Source organism: Leifsonia sp. 466MF (assembly GCF_900100265.1).
GTDB lineage: Bacteria > Actinomycetota > Actinomycetes > Actinomycetales > Microbacteriaceae > Leifsonia.
Genome location: NZ_LT629696.1, coordinates 104,665 through 120,950, shown reverse-complemented (window position 1 = coordinate 120,950; position 16,286 = coordinate 104,665). Strand labels below are relative to the sequence as shown.

At 68.2% G+C, this 16,286-nt stretch carries 16 protein-coding genes; 6 read left to right on the top strand and 10 right to left on the bottom strand.

Annotated features, from left to right (window positions below; translation table 11 throughout):
• Positions 1 to 67: 67 nt before the first annotated feature.
• Positions 68 to 535, top strand: coding sequence for an SRPBCC family protein (locus tag BLR91_RS00600; protein ID WP_018192407.1), 468 nt, complete (start codon positions 68 to 70; stop codon positions 533 to 535).
• 77 nt (positions 536 to 612) lie between these two features.
• Here BLR91_RS00600 and BLR91_RS00595 read toward each other — a convergent pair whose 3' ends face one another.
• Entirely contained in the window at positions 613 to 1,452 is an 840-nt protein-coding gene (locus BLR91_RS00595) for an SDR family oxidoreductase (protein ID WP_089878320.1), read from the bottom strand.
• A gap of 95 nt (positions 1,453 to 1,547) precedes the next feature.
• Here BLR91_RS00595 and BLR91_RS00590 point away from each other — a divergent pair, with 95 nt between their 5' ends.
• Complete coding sequence (locus BLR91_RS00590; RefSeq protein WP_089878323.1) at positions 1,548 to 1,799, top strand: hypothetical protein; 252 nt, start codon at positions 1,548 to 1,550, stop codon at positions 1,797 to 1,799.
• 30 nt (positions 1,800 to 1,829) lie between these two features.
• On the opposite strand, the gene BLR91_RS00585 is transcribed toward BLR91_RS00590, so the two are convergent.
• From BLR91_RS00585 to BLR91_RS00570, 4 genes are all read right to left on the bottom strand, one after another.
• Positions 1,830 to 3,257, bottom strand: a complete 1,428-nt coding sequence (locus tag BLR91_RS00585; RefSeq protein WP_089878326.1) for an APC family permease — start codon at positions 3,255 to 3,257, stop codon at positions 1,830 to 1,832.
• A 130-nt stretch (positions 3,258 to 3,387) separates the two neighbouring features.
• Complete coding sequence (locus BLR91_RS00580; RefSeq protein WP_157694696.1) at positions 3,388 to 4,665, bottom strand: MFS transporter; 1,278 nt, start codon at positions 4,663 to 4,665, stop codon at positions 3,388 to 3,390.
• Positions 4,666 to 4,878: 213 nt separating this feature from the next.
• On the bottom strand, positions 4,879 to 5,775 hold the full coding sequence (locus tag BLR91_RS00575) for an SDR family NAD(P)-dependent oxidoreductase (protein ID WP_018192410.1): 897 nt from the start codon (positions 5,773 to 5,775) through the stop codon (positions 4,879 to 4,881).
• Positions 5,776 to 5,931: 156 nt separating this feature from the next.
• On the bottom strand, positions 5,932 to 6,393 hold the full coding sequence (locus tag BLR91_RS00570) for a GNAT family N-acetyltransferase (RefSeq protein ID WP_172823176.1): 462 nt from the start codon (positions 6,391 to 6,393) through the stop codon (positions 5,932 to 5,934).
• 164 nt (positions 6,394 to 6,557) lie between these two features.
• Here BLR91_RS00570 and BLR91_RS00565 point away from each other — a divergent pair, with 164 nt between their 5' ends.
• The 3 genes from BLR91_RS00565 to BLR91_RS00555 are packed head-to-tail and all read left to right on the top strand — an operon-like array spanning position 6,558 to position 9,798.
• Entirely contained in the window at positions 6,558 to 8,003 is a 1,446-nt protein-coding gene (locus BLR91_RS00565) for a DUF6421 family protein (protein WP_018192411.1), read from the top strand.
• A complete protein-coding gene (locus BLR91_RS00560; RefSeq protein WP_089878334.1) occupies positions 8,000 to 8,731 on the top strand; it encodes an SDR family oxidoreductase in 732 nt (243 codons plus the stop codon). The genes BLR91_RS00565 and BLR91_RS00560 overlap by 4 nt, the downstream gene beginning before the upstream one ends.
• Positions 8,728 to 9,798, top strand: coding sequence for a threonine aldolase family protein (locus BLR91_RS00555; RefSeq protein WP_089878338.1), 1,071 nt, complete (start codon positions 8,728 to 8,730; stop codon positions 9,796 to 9,798). Before BLR91_RS00560 ends, BLR91_RS00555 begins: the two co-directional genes overlap by 4 nt.
• Positions 9,799 to 9,960: 162 nt before the next feature.
• On the opposite strand, the gene BLR91_RS00550 is transcribed toward BLR91_RS00555, so the two are convergent.
• From BLR91_RS00550 to BLR91_RS00530, 5 genes are read right to left on the bottom strand one after another with little or no spacing between them, the layout of a single operon-like run.
• On the bottom strand, positions 9,961 to 10,914 hold the full coding sequence (locus tag BLR91_RS00550) for a glycoside hydrolase family 43 protein (protein WP_089878340.1): 954 nt from the start codon (positions 10,912 to 10,914) through the stop codon (positions 9,961 to 9,963).
• The gene (locus BLR91_RS00545; protein WP_089878343.1) at positions 10,911 to 11,879 is read right to left on the bottom strand and encodes a glycoside hydrolase family 43 protein; all 969 of its coding nucleotides are present in this window, start codon (positions 11,877 to 11,879) and stop codon (positions 10,911 to 10,913) included. The genes BLR91_RS00550 and BLR91_RS00545 overlap by 4 nt, the downstream gene beginning before the upstream one ends.
• A 2-nt stretch (positions 11,880 to 11,881) precedes the next feature.
• On the bottom strand, positions 11,882 to 12,772 hold the full coding sequence (locus tag BLR91_RS00540; protein ID WP_018192416.1) for a carbohydrate ABC transporter permease: 891 nt from the start codon (positions 12,770 to 12,772) through the stop codon (positions 11,882 to 11,884).
• Positions 12,769 to 13,752 (bottom strand): carbohydrate ABC transporter permease, encoded by a 984-nt coding sequence (locus BLR91_RS00535; protein WP_089878346.1) that lies wholly within the window; start codon positions 13,750 to 13,752, stop codon positions 12,769 to 12,771. The genes BLR91_RS00540 and BLR91_RS00535 overlap by 4 nt, the downstream gene beginning before the upstream one ends.
• Positions 13,745 to 15,058 carry an ABC transporter substrate-binding protein gene (locus tag BLR91_RS00530; protein ID WP_018192418.1) on the bottom strand — a complete coding sequence of 438 codons (1,314 nt, stop codon included), beginning with the start codon at positions 15,056 to 15,058 and terminating at the stop codon, positions 13,745 to 13,747. The genes BLR91_RS00535 and BLR91_RS00530 overlap by 8 nt, the downstream gene beginning before the upstream one ends.
• A gap of 205 nt (positions 15,059 to 15,263) precedes the next feature.
• Between BLR91_RS00530 and BLR91_RS00525 the strand changes: the two genes are divergently transcribed.
• Positions 15,264 to 16,274, top strand: coding sequence for a LacI family DNA-binding transcriptional regulator (locus BLR91_RS00525; protein ID WP_018192419.1), 1,011 nt, complete (start codon positions 15,264 to 15,266; stop codon positions 16,272 to 16,274).
• Positions 16,275 to 16,286: the final 12 nt, after the last annotated feature.

The following is a 16,286-nucleotide window of genomic DNA, read 5'->3' as shown; positions in this document are numbered from 1 at the left end:
GTCTATACCCATTCGCTGCCGGGCCTACCGTCGTCCCGGAACCCAGATGACAGCGAAAGGAGCCGTAATGGCTGCAGTGACCAAGTCCATCGACGTCAACGTGCCGGTCTCGACGGCGTACAACCAGTGGACCCAGTTCGAGTCCTTCCCGCACTTCCTCGACGAGGTCGAGGAGATCCGCCAGGTCGACGACACCACCAACCACTGGCGCGTGAAGATCGGCGGCGCGGAGCGGCAGTTCGACACGGTCATCACCGAGCAGCTTCCGGACGAGCGGGTGGCGTGGAAGTCCGTCGCCGGTGACACGGAGCACGCGGGCGTCGTGACTTTCCACCGGCTCTCCGACACCGAGACCAAGGTGACGGTGCAGCTGGAGTGGGCGCCGTCCGACGCGCTCGAGAAGATCGGGTCCGTGTTCGGCCTCGACGACCACGCCGTGAAGAAGGACCTGGAGAACTTCAAGAAGTTCATCGAGTCGCAGGGCACCGAGACGGGTGCCTGGCGCGGCGAGGTGGACCGCGGCGACACGGTCTGATCCGTCCGCTCCTCCCCTGGAGCGACGAGAACGGCGCCGGTGCGATCTGCACCGGCGCCGTTCTCCGTATCCGCCGACTACAGGATGGGACGCCCGCCGGTGACGGCGATCCGCGCGCCCGAGATGTACGAGCCCTCGTCGGACGCCAGCAGCACGTAGACCGACGCCAGCTCGGCCGGCTGGCCCGCCCGCCCGAACGGGGTGTCGCTCCCGAACTGGCTCACCTTCTCCACCGGCATGGTGGAGGGGATGAGCGGCGTCCAGATGGGACCCGGCGCGACGCTGTTGGCCCGGATGCCCTTCTCACCGAGCAGCTGCGCGAGCGATGCCGTCATGTTGGCGATGGCCGCCTTCGTCGCCGCGTACGGAAGCAGTGTCGGAGAGGGCATGTCGGAGTTCACCGACGACGAGCCGATGATGCTCGCGCCCGGCTTCATGTGCGGCACGGATGCCTTCGCCAGGTGGAAGAAGGCGGAGACGTTCGTCGCGATGGTGTGATCCCACTCCTCGTCCGGGATCTCCTCCAGCGACTCGTGCGTCATCTGGTACGCCGCGTTGCTGACGAGAACGTCGATGCCGCCGAGCTCCTCCACGGTCTTCGCGACGATGTCCCGGCAGTGCTGCGGGTCGGAGACGTCGCCGGGCAGCAGCAGGGCCTTCCGTCCGGCCTCGCGCACCCACTTCGCGGTGTCCTCGGCGTCGTCGTCCTCGCTCAGGTACGAGATGGCGACATCGGCTCCCTCGCGGGCGTAGGCGATGGCGACCGCCTTGCCGATGCCGCTGTCCGCGCCGGTGATGAGCGCGACCTTGCCGGTCAGTTTGCCGCTGCCGCGGTAGCTCTGCTCGCCGTGGTCAGGGCGCGGGTCCATCGCGTCGGTGGTACCGGGCGGCTGCTGCTGCTGTTCAGGGAAAGACATCCATCGACCTCCATTCGTGTACCTCCACGGAACACCCGCTTCCGCACCACGTCAGGGGCTTGGGCGGCTCGGGATGTGCGCGTACCGTCCCTCCAATGAACGCGACACCGGATGCCCCCGACGAGCACCAGAGCGACGCCGACCAGACCGCGAAGGACCGCTCGTACAGCCCAGCGAGCGAGCGCGAGACGGAGGTCAAGCAGGAGGAGTCGGACGGCGCCGCCGTGCGCCCGGGCACCGGCGGCCCCGACGACGTGGGAGACATCCCCGTGCCGCCGGAGGACGACCTCGACCCCGCCGCGATCGTCGAGCGCGGCGACCCGGGTCACCGCGCCGGCGACGCCTGACCGCGCAGGCGATCAGGCGTCGCACGCGGGTCAGCGGGCCGAGTCGACCTTCTCTTGTGTCGAGCGCCGGCGGGCGACCGCGGAGTAGATCCGCTCGACGATCCACAGCAGGATGCCGATGCCGAGGAGCCCGAGCGCGATCGTGTACTGGCCGACCGGGCGGCCGGAGGTCCATGGGAACACCAGATACAGGCAGGTGATCGCGCCGATGATCGGCAGCACGGTCGGCGACCGGAAGTGCTTGTGGTCCACCGGCTGCTTGCGCAGCACCAGCACGGCCACGTTGACGACCGCGAACACCGCCAGCAGAAGCAGGGATGTCGTGCCTCCGAGCAGCGCGACGATCGAGCCCTTCGGGTCGAGCGACACGTAGATGATCAGGGCGACGGCGAGCGCCGTGGTGAACAGGATGGCCGTCCACGGCGTCCGGCGCTTCGGCGACACCTTCGCCAAGAACGGCGGAAGCACGTTCTGGCGGCTCATGCCGTAGAGCAGGCGGCTCGCCATCATCATGTTGATGAGAGCGGTGTTTGCCACGGCGAACATCGAGATGAACGGCAGCAGGTCGTTGATCGGGAAGCCCGGCGCCGCCGCCTCGACGGCCAGCACCAGCGGCGTCTCGCTCCCGGCCAGCTGGCCGATCGGGACCAGCGCGACGACGGTGATCGACACCAGCACGTAGATGACCGCCGCGATGCCGAGCCCGCTCAACATCATCTTCGGGAAGATCCGGCTCGGTTCCTTCGTCTCCTCGGCCATGTTGACCGAATCCTCGAAGCCGACCATGGCGAAGAACGCCAGCGAGGTCGCCGTGCTCACGGCCAGCAGAACGCCCTTGTCCTCCGGCGTCTCGAACGCCACCACCTGCGACCAGTCCGCGTTGCCGCCGCCGATCGCCCAGAGCCCGATGAAGATCACCAGCAGCAGACCGGAGAGCTCCACGAGGGTGAGCACGACGTTGAGCCACACGCTCTCGGAGACGCCGCGAAGGTTCACCAGCATGATGAGCACGATGAAGGCGAGGGCGATGAGCAGGGTCGTCACGTTGTCATCCGGGATGCCGAAGCCGACGGTGAGGTTCACCGCGAATGCGCGCGACGCCGTCGATGCCGACGTGATGCCGGACGTCATGACGATGAAGCACACGATGAACGTGAAGAAGTGGATGCCGAACGCTTTATGCGTATACAGAGCGGCGCCCGCGGCTTGCGGATACTTGGTGACCAGCTCCAGGTAGGAGAAGGCGGTCACGGTCGCCACGGCGAACGCCAGCAGGAACGGCAGCCACGCCGCGCCTCCCACCTCCGCGGCGACCTGACCGGTCAGGGCGTACACGCCCGTGCCGAGAATGTCGCCGACGATGAACAGCAGCAGCAGACCCGGCCCGAGGGCTCGTTTCAGCTCCGGCTGTTCCGGCTCGACGGTCTTGACCACCTGGGTCCACGACGGATCGCTCACGGTCGGCTCCCTTCGACGTTCGCTCGGGGAGCCACTGTATGTGAGTTCTCACAGAAATGGGAGTACCGACGCGGGCTATTGGCGGCCCGATGCCCCGAAGTGCAAAGCCTTATCGCGGCCCTCACGCCGGTCACCCTGCCGCGTCAGACGCCGAAATGCTGGCCAGGCGAGGCAAACGGCGAACGGCTCGTGAGGCGAGCACCCATGCTGCGGAGGTGAGGATCCCCAGACTGGCCAGAGCGAGGACAACGCCGGTCGGAAACACCAGGGTCAGGACCGCCGCAAGAGCGGCCCCCAGCGGGTCGATCCCCCAGGTGACGATGCGGCTGGCCGCGGAATAAGAGCCCAACGCACGCTCCGGCACCAGTACCTGTTTCAGTGTCTCCGTGCCGGTCACGTTCGTCATGACGCTCGCTGCCCACAGACCCAGCGAGAGCGCAAGAAGGGCCACGTTGAGGACGGTGCGACCTGGAACGAGCGCGAGCATCCCGATACCCGCCACAGCGGGAAGAGCGAAGGTCAGGGCCAGCGCAGTGATCGGTCGCAGGCGATCCCAGATACGCGGAGCGGCCGCCATCGAAAGGAGCCCGAGCACCCCGCCCAGAGCGCCTGCAACTCCGACTTCCGCCGGGCTCATCGATCCCGACCGAAGTGCATGAGTGATGTAGATCGCCTGAATCGCTGCGGTGAAGAGATTGAAGTGCGCGATGGCCAGGGTCAGCGGCCAGAGCACCGTGCTCCGATAGAGCATCCGAAACCCAGCGACGATGGACGATGCATAGCGCCTCACCGTGAGGCGTTCCTCCGGCTCCGGCTCCGCCTCGCTAACGCGACGCACCGAGAAAGCGGAGATGACGTACGTGACAGCGTCCGCCAGGAACAACGCCAGTGGCGAGAATATCTGCAGGAGAATGCCGGCGGTCGCGCCTGCGCCGATGTCTCCGGCGGAGCGGATGCCCGCGACCCAGGTATTCGCCGCCGGCAACCTGGACCGGTGCACGATGCCCGGCACAAGAGCCGAGAATGCGCTGTCATACAAACCTGTGAGACCGGAGATCAGGCCGGCCGCGAGGGCGAGCACGAGAAGCGAAAGGTGGTCAGCAAAGAACAGGAGCCCGATGACTCCCAGCACGGCGGCCCGGAGCACGGACATCAGGAACAGGAACCGCGTCCTTCGACCCCTGTCGGTCCAGGGTGCTAGAAATCCGAGAAACACGAGCGTCCCGATGCCCGCCGCGGTGGTGATCCATGCGACCTCGGAGGCGGACGCATGCAGGTACTCGAGCGCGACGATCGGAATCGCGAACAGCGTGAGCTGGCTTCCAAAAAACGAGATCGCTTCGCTCCACCAGAGGCGCTTGAAATCACGGTTCCATAGCCCCGGAGGAACCGGGGTTACGTCGGTCACAACCTGTTGCCCCTCCCATGCGAAAGCGCGCGATGCGCGCGCTCGAAAACTAGCCAGCGGCCCGTCCGGGGACAAGTCGACCGACCCCGAAGATCGATGCGAGCTGCGGCCGATTCCGGGGACTCTCGGCTCCAACGGGCAGATTCACGCTGCGCCGATTGCGGCCACCATCACGCCAGTCACACGGATGTGAACGGACCGTACCGACGCGGGCTATTGGCGGCCCGTGAACCCCTCCATCGAGTCGTAGACGCCGAAGACGCGGCCGGCGACGGCGTCCCACGCACGGGTAGGGAGCACGCCGCGGAGGGTCCGGGCCAGCCCGACCGTCCAGGGGAGCATCAGCATCGGACGGCCCGCGAGCATCGCCCGCCAGACCCGGTCGACCACGTACTCGGGGCTCATCACCGGGGTCAGGAGCGGCCCGCGGGCGCCCTCGAACATCCCCGTGTCGATGTAGCTCGGCGCGACCGTCGTGACCTTCACGTGGCCGTAGCCCTGCTGCTGCAGTTCGAGGCGGACGCTGTCGCTCCAGCCGATCACCGCCCACTTGCTTGCGGCGTAGACACTCATGCGCGGGTTGGAGATCGTCCCGGCAGCCGAGGCGATGTTGACGATGCGGGCCTCGCGGGGGCTCTGCTGCATCCCGGGCAGAAACTCCCGCGTCACGTACATCGGGGCGAGAGCGTTGACCTGCATGGTCGGGCGGGTGTCGTCGCCGTTGTCGTGCTCCCAGAAGTACTTCCCCCGCACGATGCCCGCGTTGTTGATGAGCACGTCGATCCCGCCGAGCTCCTTGCGCACCGCCTGCGCACTCTGCGCGATCGCGCCGAGCTCCGCTAGGTCGACGACGTAGGGCAGCACACTGGTGGATGCCTTCCCGGCCGCCGAGCTCGGTGACCGTGGCGGCGCTCCCCAGGCAGCGGCGGTGCGTCCGGCGAGCACTTCGCGCCGCAACCGGTGCGTCAGTTCGGTGAGCGCGGCCTCGTCCCGGTCCCAGAGCACGACCGCTCGCGCGCCTTCGAGCACGGCGCGTTCGGCGTACAGACGCCCCATGCCCGAGGCCGCGCCGGTGATGAGTACACGCGCCCCGCGAACCGTTCTCGCCATCCCCCCATCATCGCAGCGTCGGTCCCTCCCGTCGCCTCCGGCCTCCGCCCACCGTCGAGTCCGCAAACTTTGCACGCCCGTGCGGCGTTTCGTGTGCAATTTGTGCGGACTCGATGGTGGGGGCGGACTCGACGGTGAGGGCAGGAGCGAGGGGGGTCAGGGGCGCGGGGGGAGTCGGCGGGAGAAGAAGACGCGCGGGAAGCCGTTGTCGGTCCGGCGGTGCGTCTCGACGAAGCCGTGGCGAGGGTAGTAGGCCACGTTCTCGGTCATCAACTCGTGCGTGTAGAGGCGGATCTCGTCGAGCCCCTCGGCGCGGGCCTGCTTCTCGGCGATCCCGAGCAGCCGCGCACCTAGACCCGTGCCGCGGACGCTGTCGGCTACGGCGACGTTCTCCACGAGCAGATGGTCCGGGCGAACGGAGGTGATGAGCAGCCCGACGATCCGCCCTCGGTCCCGAGCGACGAGCGCTCGGCCCTGTCCGACGATCGTGGCGTAGTCATCCAGAAGCGGCCCCGGCTTCCGGCCGATGCGCTCGACGTACGGCTCGTACGCCTCGCGGACCAGTTGTTCCACTGCGGGCACGTCCTCCGCGCGCGCCGCTGACACCTCGATTTCCATGGCGTCACGCTAGCCGGGGTGACGGAAGGGTTTGTTGCGCATCGCAGCGGGACGGCGCAGTTTTCCGCCGGAAGAGACAACAAAACGCTCGCGATCCCCGGATAGGCTCGTCACATCCACACCCTGCCGCGTGCGAGCGGCCGACCAACGACGGGAGGTTCGTCATGTCTCAATTCGTCCAGCACTTCACCGCAGACGCCATTGTCGGGGAGCCCGAGGTCGTCGAGGACGGCCGCCCGGTCCGCGAGGTCGCGAACGACCCCGCCTGGCTGCGCCTCAAGGACGCCGCCGTCGCGCTGCAGGCCCTCCAGGTGAAGGACGGCTCGGTCGAGCAGGAGTCCGACCGCCCGGCCGCCGCAGAGCACGTCCGCACCATCGTCGACTCGATCGCCGCACTCGCACCGGCGTTCCCGCACGACGCGTCCTACCTGGCCGCGCTGCAGCGCGACTTCACGCGCTGGGCGGACGAGGGCTTCGGCGTTCCCGACTTCCTCGACGCGCTGAACGAGTTCCAGCCGCAGCAGCACCGCGTGGATGGGCTCGGCCACCTGGTCGTGTTCCCCATGTACACGCAGAACGGCAGCCCCGACCGTCACGTCGAGGCCCTGCTGGTCGAGGTGATCTGGCCGGAGTTCGTGGCGGAGCTGGAGGCCGGCGACTACGGCAACAAGCTGTTCGTCGCCCTGCGGTTCGTGGACTTCACGCCCGGTTACGACACCAACTCGGCGGTGCTGTTCCCCGAGACCGTGGCCATGCGCGAGATCCCCGCGTTCACCTGGGGTGCCATCTTCCAGGACCGCGAGGCCGCCCGGTACCGCCGGGTGGTGCGCGCCGCCGCCGAGATCACCAAGCTGGAGCTGCCGGACGACGCGGCTGCGATGCTGGACGACCAGCACCTCACGGAGGAGACCTTCGTGATGTGGGACATCATCCACGACCGCAGCCACATGCGCGGCGACCTGCCGTTCGACCCGTTCATGATCAAGCAGCGGATGCCGTTCTTCCTCTACTCGCTGGAGGAGCTGCGGTGCGACCTGACCGCCTTCCGCGAGTCGGTGAAGCTGGAGCGCGAGCTCAGCGCCCTGCCCGACGCCGAGCTCTCGGAGGCGCAGCGCGCCATCCGCGACCACGCGCACCTGGTGCAGTACGCGGTGATCTTCGACCGCATCTTCCGGTTCGCGATCACCGGCAGCCGCGTGCGCAACTACGACGGACTCGGCGGCCAGCTGCTGTTCGCGTGGATGCACCAGCACGACGTGCTGCACTGGACGGACACCCAGCTCACCATCGACTGGGAGAACGTCTCCGACGTGGTCATCGCCCTCAGCGACCGGATCAACGACCTGTACTGGCGTTCGATCGACCGGCCGAAGGTGGCGCACTGGCTGGCGGCCTACGAGATGCTCACCGAGACCCTCACCCCGCACCCCGCCTCCAACTGGGCGCGCGGGCTGTCGGACGAGGTCCTGGCCGGACCGCCGAAGGGCTACACCGACCAGGTGCTGGACGACGAGTTCCCGCTCTCGATGTTCTACGAGGCGCTGAACAAGAAGATGGCGACCGTCATCGAGTCGACGGCCGGCATCACCGGGACGACGGACGCGGCATGACGGACGCCCCCTCGGCGGACCAGGCGGCCCGGCCCTCCTCGGAGGCCGGGCCGCTCGGCGCGGACACCGTCCGCGGCCGGCTCGTCCTGATCGCCGGCGCGACCAGCGCGTCGGGCGAAGCGGTCGCCCGCGCGCTGGTCGCGGCCGGCGCGACCGTCCTGGCGGTCGGGACCCGGCAGGAGGCGCTGGATGCGCTGGCCGCGGCGGTCCCGGGCGTCGAGACGCGTCCCTGCGATCTGTCCGACCGGGATGCAGTGGCCGAGCTGGCCATGCGCATCCACCTGAAGTTCGGCCACATCGACGGCCTGATCCACCTCGTGGGCGGCTGGCGCGGCGGCGGCGGGATCGCGGGCCAGAGCGACGAGGACTGGGAGTTCCTGGAGCGGGCCTTCCGCACCCTCCGCAACACCACCCGCATCTTCTTCGACGACCTCGTCACCTCACCCGCCGGCCGGCTGGCGATCGTCTCGTCGACCGCGGTCGAGAAACCGTACCCGGGCGGCGCGAACTACGCTGCAGCGAAGGCGGCAGCCGACGCCTGGGTGCGCGCCATCGCGCAAGGCTTCGCCAAGCAGGCGCCCCAGTCGGCGGCGACCGTCTTCGTCGTGAAGACCCTGGAGGGCCTCGAGCCGCAGCTCGGAGACGAGGTCGTGCGCCTGTGGGAGCAGGATGCGGCGGCGGTCAACGGCCGACGCATCCCCCTCGAGCCTGGGAAGATGGACGAGTGACGCTTCAACTCCACGACCTCACCCTCCGCGGCTTCGCCTCCGACAACTATGCGGGTGTGCACCCCGAGATCCTCGACGCCATCGCGGCCGCGAACAACGGCCACCAGATCGCGTACGGCGAGGACGTCTACACGGCCCGCCTGCACGAGGTGTTCGCCGAGCATTTCGGCGAGGGCGTCGAGGTGTATCCGGTGTTCAACGGGACCGCGGCGAACGTGGTCGGCCTGCAGTCGATGCTGCCGCGCTGGGGCGCGGTCGTGTGCGCGAAGACCGCGCACATCAACACCGACGAGGCCGGTGCGCCCGAGAAGGTGGCCGGCATCAAGCTGCTCCCGGTCGAGACGCCCGACGGCAAGCTGACGCCGGAGCTCATCGACCGCGAGGCGTGGGGCTGGGGCGACGAGCACCGCGCTCAGCCGCTGGTCGTGTCGATCACGCAGACGACCGAACTGGGCACCGCGTACACGGTGGAGGAGGTCCGCGCGATCGCCGACCACGTCCACGCGCTCGGCATGAAGCTGCACATGGACGGCTCCCGCATCGCCAACGCGGCGGCCACCCTCGGCGTTCCGCTGCGGGCCTTCACGACGGATGCCGGCGTGGATGTGCTCAGCTTCGGCGGGACCAAGAACGGCATGCTGTACGGCGAGGCCGTCGTCGTGCTCAACCCGCAGGCGTCTGAGGGGATGATCTACCTCCGCAAGCTGAACATGCAGCTGGCGTCGAAGATGCGGTTCATCTCGGCACAGCTCATCGCGCTGCTCACCGACGACCTGTACCTGCGCTCCGCCTCGCACGCCAACGCGATGGCGACCCGGCTGCGCACGGCGCTGGAGGCGGGCATCGCCGACGGCAGCATCCAGGGCGTCGGCTTCAGCCAGAAGACACAGGCGAACGGAGTCTTCGCGACCCTCCCGAGCGGCGTCGCCGACCGGCTGCGGCAGCACTTCCGGTTCTACGACTGGGATGCGGCCAACAACGAAGTGCGCTGGATGTGCGCATTCGACACCACGGAAGAGGACATCGACGCCTTCGTGGCCGCGCTCGCGCAGGAACTGAAGGCCTGAGCGACGCTTACCCCTCGCACTGGGGCCAGACCGGGGTACAAAATTGTCCTCCATTCAACCTACACAATGGGGACTTTTCCTGTAGTCTCAAAGAGCGGCGGAGGAACCCGAATATCCATCCGGCGTAACCCCGAAACGTATGCCGGGCCGTGTGAAGAAACCCTAGTCTTCCCACAGCCCGGCATCGTGGTTTAACGGCGGAAGCACAGCACGGCGGATGCGCAGGGCGCCCAGGTGCAGCTGACGTGCGGTCGCGTCCGCGTTCCAGGAGTGGAACGCGATCACGTCCGTGCCGTCCGGCGCGACGGTGAGCGAGTTGTGGCCGGGACCGCGCAGGTCGCCTCCGCTCTTCAGCAGCGCCGGCTGGTCCACATGGCTCCAAGGTCCGAGCGGATGCTCGGCAGCGGCGACGCCGACGGCGTACCCGGGCCCCGTCCAGGCGCCGCCGGAGTACGTCAGCCAGTACTGCCCGCCGCGGTGCAGCACGGCAGGCCCTTCGAGCGTGTGCCAGTCGAACCGTCGACCGTGGATGAGCCGGTCGCGTTCATACAGCTGCCAGTCGGCGTCGGGGGCGAGCACCGGGACCGGCGGTCCGTCCAGGGTCGTCATCCCCTCGTCGAGCGGGGCGACGGCGAGGTGGGTGCCCGGGCGCTCGTGGTCGAGTACGTCATGCGCGAAGTAGAGGTACCAGCGGCCATCGACGTCCTGGAACGGGTGCGCGTCGATCGCGAAGACCTCGCCCGGGGTCAGGTCGACGCCGAGGTCGCGGAAGGGTCCGACCGGGGAGTCGGAGCGCGCCACCCGCAGGTGGTGGCCCTCGATGCCGCGGCCGACCGAGTAGTACATCCAGTAGGCGCCGTGCGCGTAGGCCACCTCGGGCGCCCAGTAGTCCGCCCCGAGAGTGTCGTCCACGCGTTCCAGCACGGCCCCGGCGCTCTCCCACTGCACCAGGTCGGGCGAGCGCAGCGCCTCGAACACGCGGTCGCCTTCGCTGCCCGGATGGGTGCCGTAGGCGACGTACCCGCCGTCGGGCAGACGCAGCACGAACGGGTCGGCGAAGTACCCCTCCCAGACCGGACCCCAATGCCGGTCCACGTGGAGGAGGGCACCGGTCACGGCGCGAGCTCCGGCAGGCCGCCCTTCCACGTCACTTGGACGGCGTGCATGCCACGGTAGGCGAACGCCTCGTCCCACGAGTGGAAGAGCATCCAGTCCTTGCCCTGGAAGGTCACGAGGTCCTCGCCGCCGGGCCCGAGGTACCGTCCCTTCGAGCCGGGGGTCGAGAGCAGCGGCTCCTTCTCCTTGGTGTACGGCCCGAGCAGGCCCTTCGCCGTCGCGACACCGGTCACGTAGGAGGAGTTGGCGTAGTCGTTGGCCGAATAGAGCAGCACGTATTCGTCGTCGTGGCGCACGATCACCGGCGCCTCGACGAGCGTGCCCTCCCACGACTCGGTCTGCTTGATCAGCCGGGTCGGCTGCCCGGTCAGCGAGGCGCCGTCGGCCGACAGCGGCTGAGCGGAGATCCAGGTGTCGTAGCCGCAGCAGTTGCCATCGTTCTTCCAGACCAGGTAACGCTGGCCGCTCTCGTCGGCGGTCACGCTGGCGTCGATCGCACCGCCTTCGTCTTCCGGGCAGACCAGGGGCTTGTCCGCCGTCGAGGTGAACGGCCCCTCCGGCCGGTCGGCGAACGCGACGCCGATGCACTGGAACTTGCTGGCGGCGTCCGACGCGGTGAAGTACAGGGCGAACCGGCCGTCGGCGAGCTCCGCCGGGCCGGGGGCCCAGGTCTTGCCCTTCACCGCCCACGACGGCAACTCGGGCATCGCATCCTCGTCGCTCAGCGTCCACGTCTTCATGTCGTCGGAGGTGGCGACCTGCACGTTCACGGCGGCGGTGTTGGTCGCGTACGCGTACACCCGGTCGCCGACGACCAGCGCGCCGGGATCGGGGAAGTCGCTGTCGATCTGGAAGGGCGCGACCTCGGTCGACGGCGACGCGCTGGGCTCCGAGCCGGCCGAGCATCCCGCCAGCGCCGCCGCCAGAGCGATGGCCGTCGCCGTGACAGCGGCCGTGCGGCGCATCCTCACCCCTTGACCCCGCTGGTGGCGACGCTCTCGACGATCTGCTTCTGGGCGAAGAAGAACAGGATGAGCACCGGCACCGACGCGATCACGGCGCCCGCCATCACGATGGCGTAGTGCGTGGAGTATGCGCCCTGCAGCTGCGACAGACCGGGCTGGAGCGTCAGGTTCTCCGGGCTGAGCAGCACGTAGACCGGCCACAGGAAGTCGTTCCAGTTGGCGAGGAAGCTCAGCACCGCGAGCGTCGCGAGCGCCGGGCGGGCCAGCGGCAGCACGATCTGGAGGAAGATCCGGAAGTCGCCGGCGCCGTCGATCCGCGCCGCCTCCTCGATCTCCGCCGGAAGGCCCACGAAGAACTGCCGGAGGAAGAACACGCCGAACGCACTCGCCGCACCCGGGATGGTGATCGCCCAGATCGTGTCGAGCCAGCCGAGGTTCTGCACGATCAGGTAGTTCGGGATGAGGAAGATGACCGGCGGGACGAGCAGGGTGGAGATGATCAGGCCGAAGACGATCCGCTTGCCCCAGAACTCCAGGCGGGCGAGCGCATAGGCGGCCATGCTCGCCGTGACCAGAATGAGCACCGTCTGCAGGGCGGCTGCCGCGAGGCTGTTCAGGAACCAGCGGAACACCGGCTGCTGACCGCTCGACAGCGTCGTGTACGCCTCGGTCGAGAACGGGTTCGGGAACGCCGAGTACGGGTTGCGGATGGCGTCGCCGTCCGTCTTGAACGAGGTCAGCAGGATCCACGCCAGCGGCAGGATGACCACCAGCGCCAGCACGATCAGCACGGCGTAGAGCAGGGTCTTGCGGGCTGCCGCCTGCGGCGTCTGCTTGCGCCGCGCGCGGATGGTCCGGGGCGTCTCGGTCTTCTCGGGGGCCGTCGTCGTCATGAGGCGCTCTTCTCTGCCCGCTCCCGCTGGAGGCGGAAGTTGATGATGCTGATGATCGCGAGGAAGGCGAACAGCACGTAGCTCATCGCCGCCGCGGCGGCCAGGTTGTTCTGCGACAGGCCCTGGTCGGCGATGTACATGATCGCCGTGCGTGTCGTGTTGCCCGGACCGCCCTTCGTGATGAGGAACGCCTGACCGAACATGTTCGCGCTCGCGAGGATGGTGATCGTGATGACGAAGGTCATGACCTGGCGGAGGCCCGGCAGCGTCACGCTGATGAACTGGCGCCAGGCGCCTGCTCCGTCGAGCGCGGCGGCTTCGTAGAGGTCCGGGCTGATGCCCTTCAAGCCGGCCAGGATGATGACGGTGTTGAAGCCCATGGTCCACCACACGGTGACGCCGGCCAGCGTGACCCACACCCACGGCACGTCGACTGTCCAGGGCAGGTTGTCGGGCAGGCCGATCACCCCCAGCAGGTGGTTGATGATGCCGGACTGGGTGTCGAGGAGGTACTTCCAGATGACGCTGATGACGGCGACACCGAGCACGTACGGGGCGAAGAAGACGCCGCGGAAGAACGAGCCGGCGCGGATCCTCTGGTTGAGCAGCACCGCGATCAGCAGCGGGATGATCAGGAGGAAGGGGACGCTCGCGAGCGTGAAGATGCCGGTGGCGGCCATCGACTGCCAGAAGTCGCCCGACGTCGCACTGCCGGGGGTGAACAGGTCGATGTAGTTCTGCAGCCCGATGAACTTCTGGGTGGCCCGGAACGGGCTCCAGTTCGTGAGGCTGATCCACAGGCCGAACACCGCGGGCGCCAGCACGAACACGATGAAGAGGATGAGGAACGGCGCCAGGAAGATGTAGGCGACGCCGGTGCGCCGGGGTGCGCCGGGACGCCGGCCGGCCTTCCTGCCGGAGCGGGACGGGCGTGGCGCCCCGGTCTCCCGGGGCGCCACGATCGAAGCGGTGTCAGTCACCGTACTTCTCTTTGTTCTGCTTCAGCAGGGTGTCGGCCTTGGCGGCCGCGTCATCCAGAGCCTGCTTCGGGTCCTTCTTGCCGGTGATGGCCTCGTTCACCGCGACGGTGATCGTCGCCTCCACCGTGGTGATGCCCGGTGCGATGGGCTCGTAGTGCGCGTAGGGCAGCTCGTCGAGGAACGGCTTCAGGTTCGGGTAGGTCTGCACCAGCTTCGGGTCATCGCGAACCGAGTTCTTGGCGGGCAGCTCACCGGTCTTCGGCCAGTCGGCCGAGTTGTCGTTCATCCACTTGACGAACGTCGCCGCGGCGGCGGTCTTGTTCTTGTCCTGGCCCTTGTTGTTCATGAACATCCAGTGGGTGGAGCTCGACCAGACGGCCTTCTCGTCACCGATCTGCGGTACGGCGACCGCCTGCCACTTCAGCTTGTCGAACGCGGTGTTGGTGGTCTGCCAGACACCGTTCCAGTTGAAGGCGGTCTTGCCGGCGATGAGGGCGTTGATGTTGCCGTCCTGCGCCACGTCGGCCGGGCTGTAGCCCTTCTTGATGAGGTCGGTCATCCAGGTGAGCGCCTTGACGCCCGCGTCCGAGTTGAATGTCGCCTTCGAGACGTCCTTGTTGAAGAGGTCTCCGCCGTACTGCCAGAGGAGGCTCTCGAACTCGAAGGTCCCGGTGAAGACGTAACCGTCGACCCACTCGCCCTGGACGCCCGCGGCCTTCAGCTTCTCGAGCGCCGCCAGGTAGGAGTCCTTGTCCTGCGGGATGCTGTTCGGGTCGACCCCGGCCGCCTGCAGCACGTCCTTGTTGACGTACAGGCCGAGCGGAGTGATGCTCCACGGCACCGCGTACTGGCTGCCGTTGTACTTGCCGGCGTCGAGCAGCCCCTCCGGGAAGTCGTCGGCCTTGTAGCCGAGGGACTTCACGATGCTGTCCGCCTTGAGCACGAGACCCTGGGCCGCGTAGGTGGCGATGTCGTCGCCGTGGCCGACCGCGACGTCCGGCCCCTTGCCCGCCTTCACGGCCAGGGGCATCTTGCGGGCGATGTCCGCCCACTCCATCGGAACATCCTTGACGACGATGTTCTTGTGCTCGGAGTTGAACTTGTCGATCAGCTTCGGCACGAGCACGGGAGCGGCGCCGCCGGTCCAGCCGTTCCAGAAGCTGATGGTGACCTTCGGTCCGGTGTAGTCGGCGGAGGAGACGTCTCCGCCACCCCCGGAGCTGCTGCTTCCGCAGGCCGTCAGCGCGAGCCCGAGGCCCGCGGTGACCGCCACTGCGATCGCACGTGCGGCGAATCGCTTCTTCATGTGATCTCTCCCTTGAGTGAGCCTTTCACGCAGCCCTTCCATCGGGCCGGCGGCGTGATCGGTGGTGCTGGAGCCGGATACACTCGGCATGCTTGGCGAATTTACAGCGCTGAACAGAGCGTGTCAACCTCACAATGTCTGCATTGGTTGGCTCCCTGTAGAGTGACCCCGCAGGCACCCGATCGATGACGCGGAAGGAGGCGCCATGGCCGTCAGGCTTCAGGATGTGGCGGAGCACGCGGGCGTGTCCATGAAGACCGTCTCGAACGTGGTCCGCAACTACGCGCACGTCAGCCCGGCGATGCGGGAGCGTGTGCAGCGCGCGATCGACGAGCTCGGCTACCGCCCCAACATCATGGGACGCCGCCTCGCGACGGGCCGGACCGGGCTTCTGGCCCTGGCGTTCGCCGACGTGACGCTGCCCTACTTCGCCGAGCTCGCGCGTGTGGTCGCCGACGAGGCGGAACGTCGCGGCTACCGCGTGCTGCTGGAGCAGACCGAGGGGACGATCGAGGGTGAGCGTGCGGTCGTCTCCGCGGGCGAGTCCGGCCTGGTCGACGGAATGATCTTCCAGCCGAGCGTCATGAACTCCGCCGAGCTGGCGCAGTCGCGCACCGACATCCCCCTGGTCGTCCTGGGCGAGAACGCCGCCCCGCTGACCGTCGACCGCATCATGATCGACAACGTGGAGGCCGCCAGGACGGCGACGGAGCACCTGCTGTCGCTCGGCCGGAAGCGGATCGCGTTCGCCGGCCACGAGAGCGCGCGCCCGACGCGGACGTCGAAGCTCCGCATCGCCGGATACCAGCAGGCGCTCGAGGACGCGGGCATCACCCCCGAGCCGGAGCTGCTGATCTCGAGCATCGCCGTGTCGGCGGGCAACGCGGTGCGCGCGGTCGGCGCCGCCCTCGACGCCGGACTGCGGTTCGACGGCCTGGTCTGCCGCGACGACCTCGCCGCCATCGGCGCCCTGCGCGCCCTGCAGGAGCGCGGCATCCACGTGCCAGACGACGTCGCGGTGACGGGATGGGACAACACGCCGATGACGGCGGTCACCTACCCGTCGATCACCTCGGTCGCGCCGGACATGCGCGGGCTCGCGTCGCGCGCGGTGGAGATGCTCCTGGAGCGCGTCGGCGGATTCGACGGCATGGGCCGGCATGAGCTCGCGCCCTTCTCGCTGGTCACCCGCGAGAGCGCGCCGGCTCTCCCCTGAGGCAGCGGATTT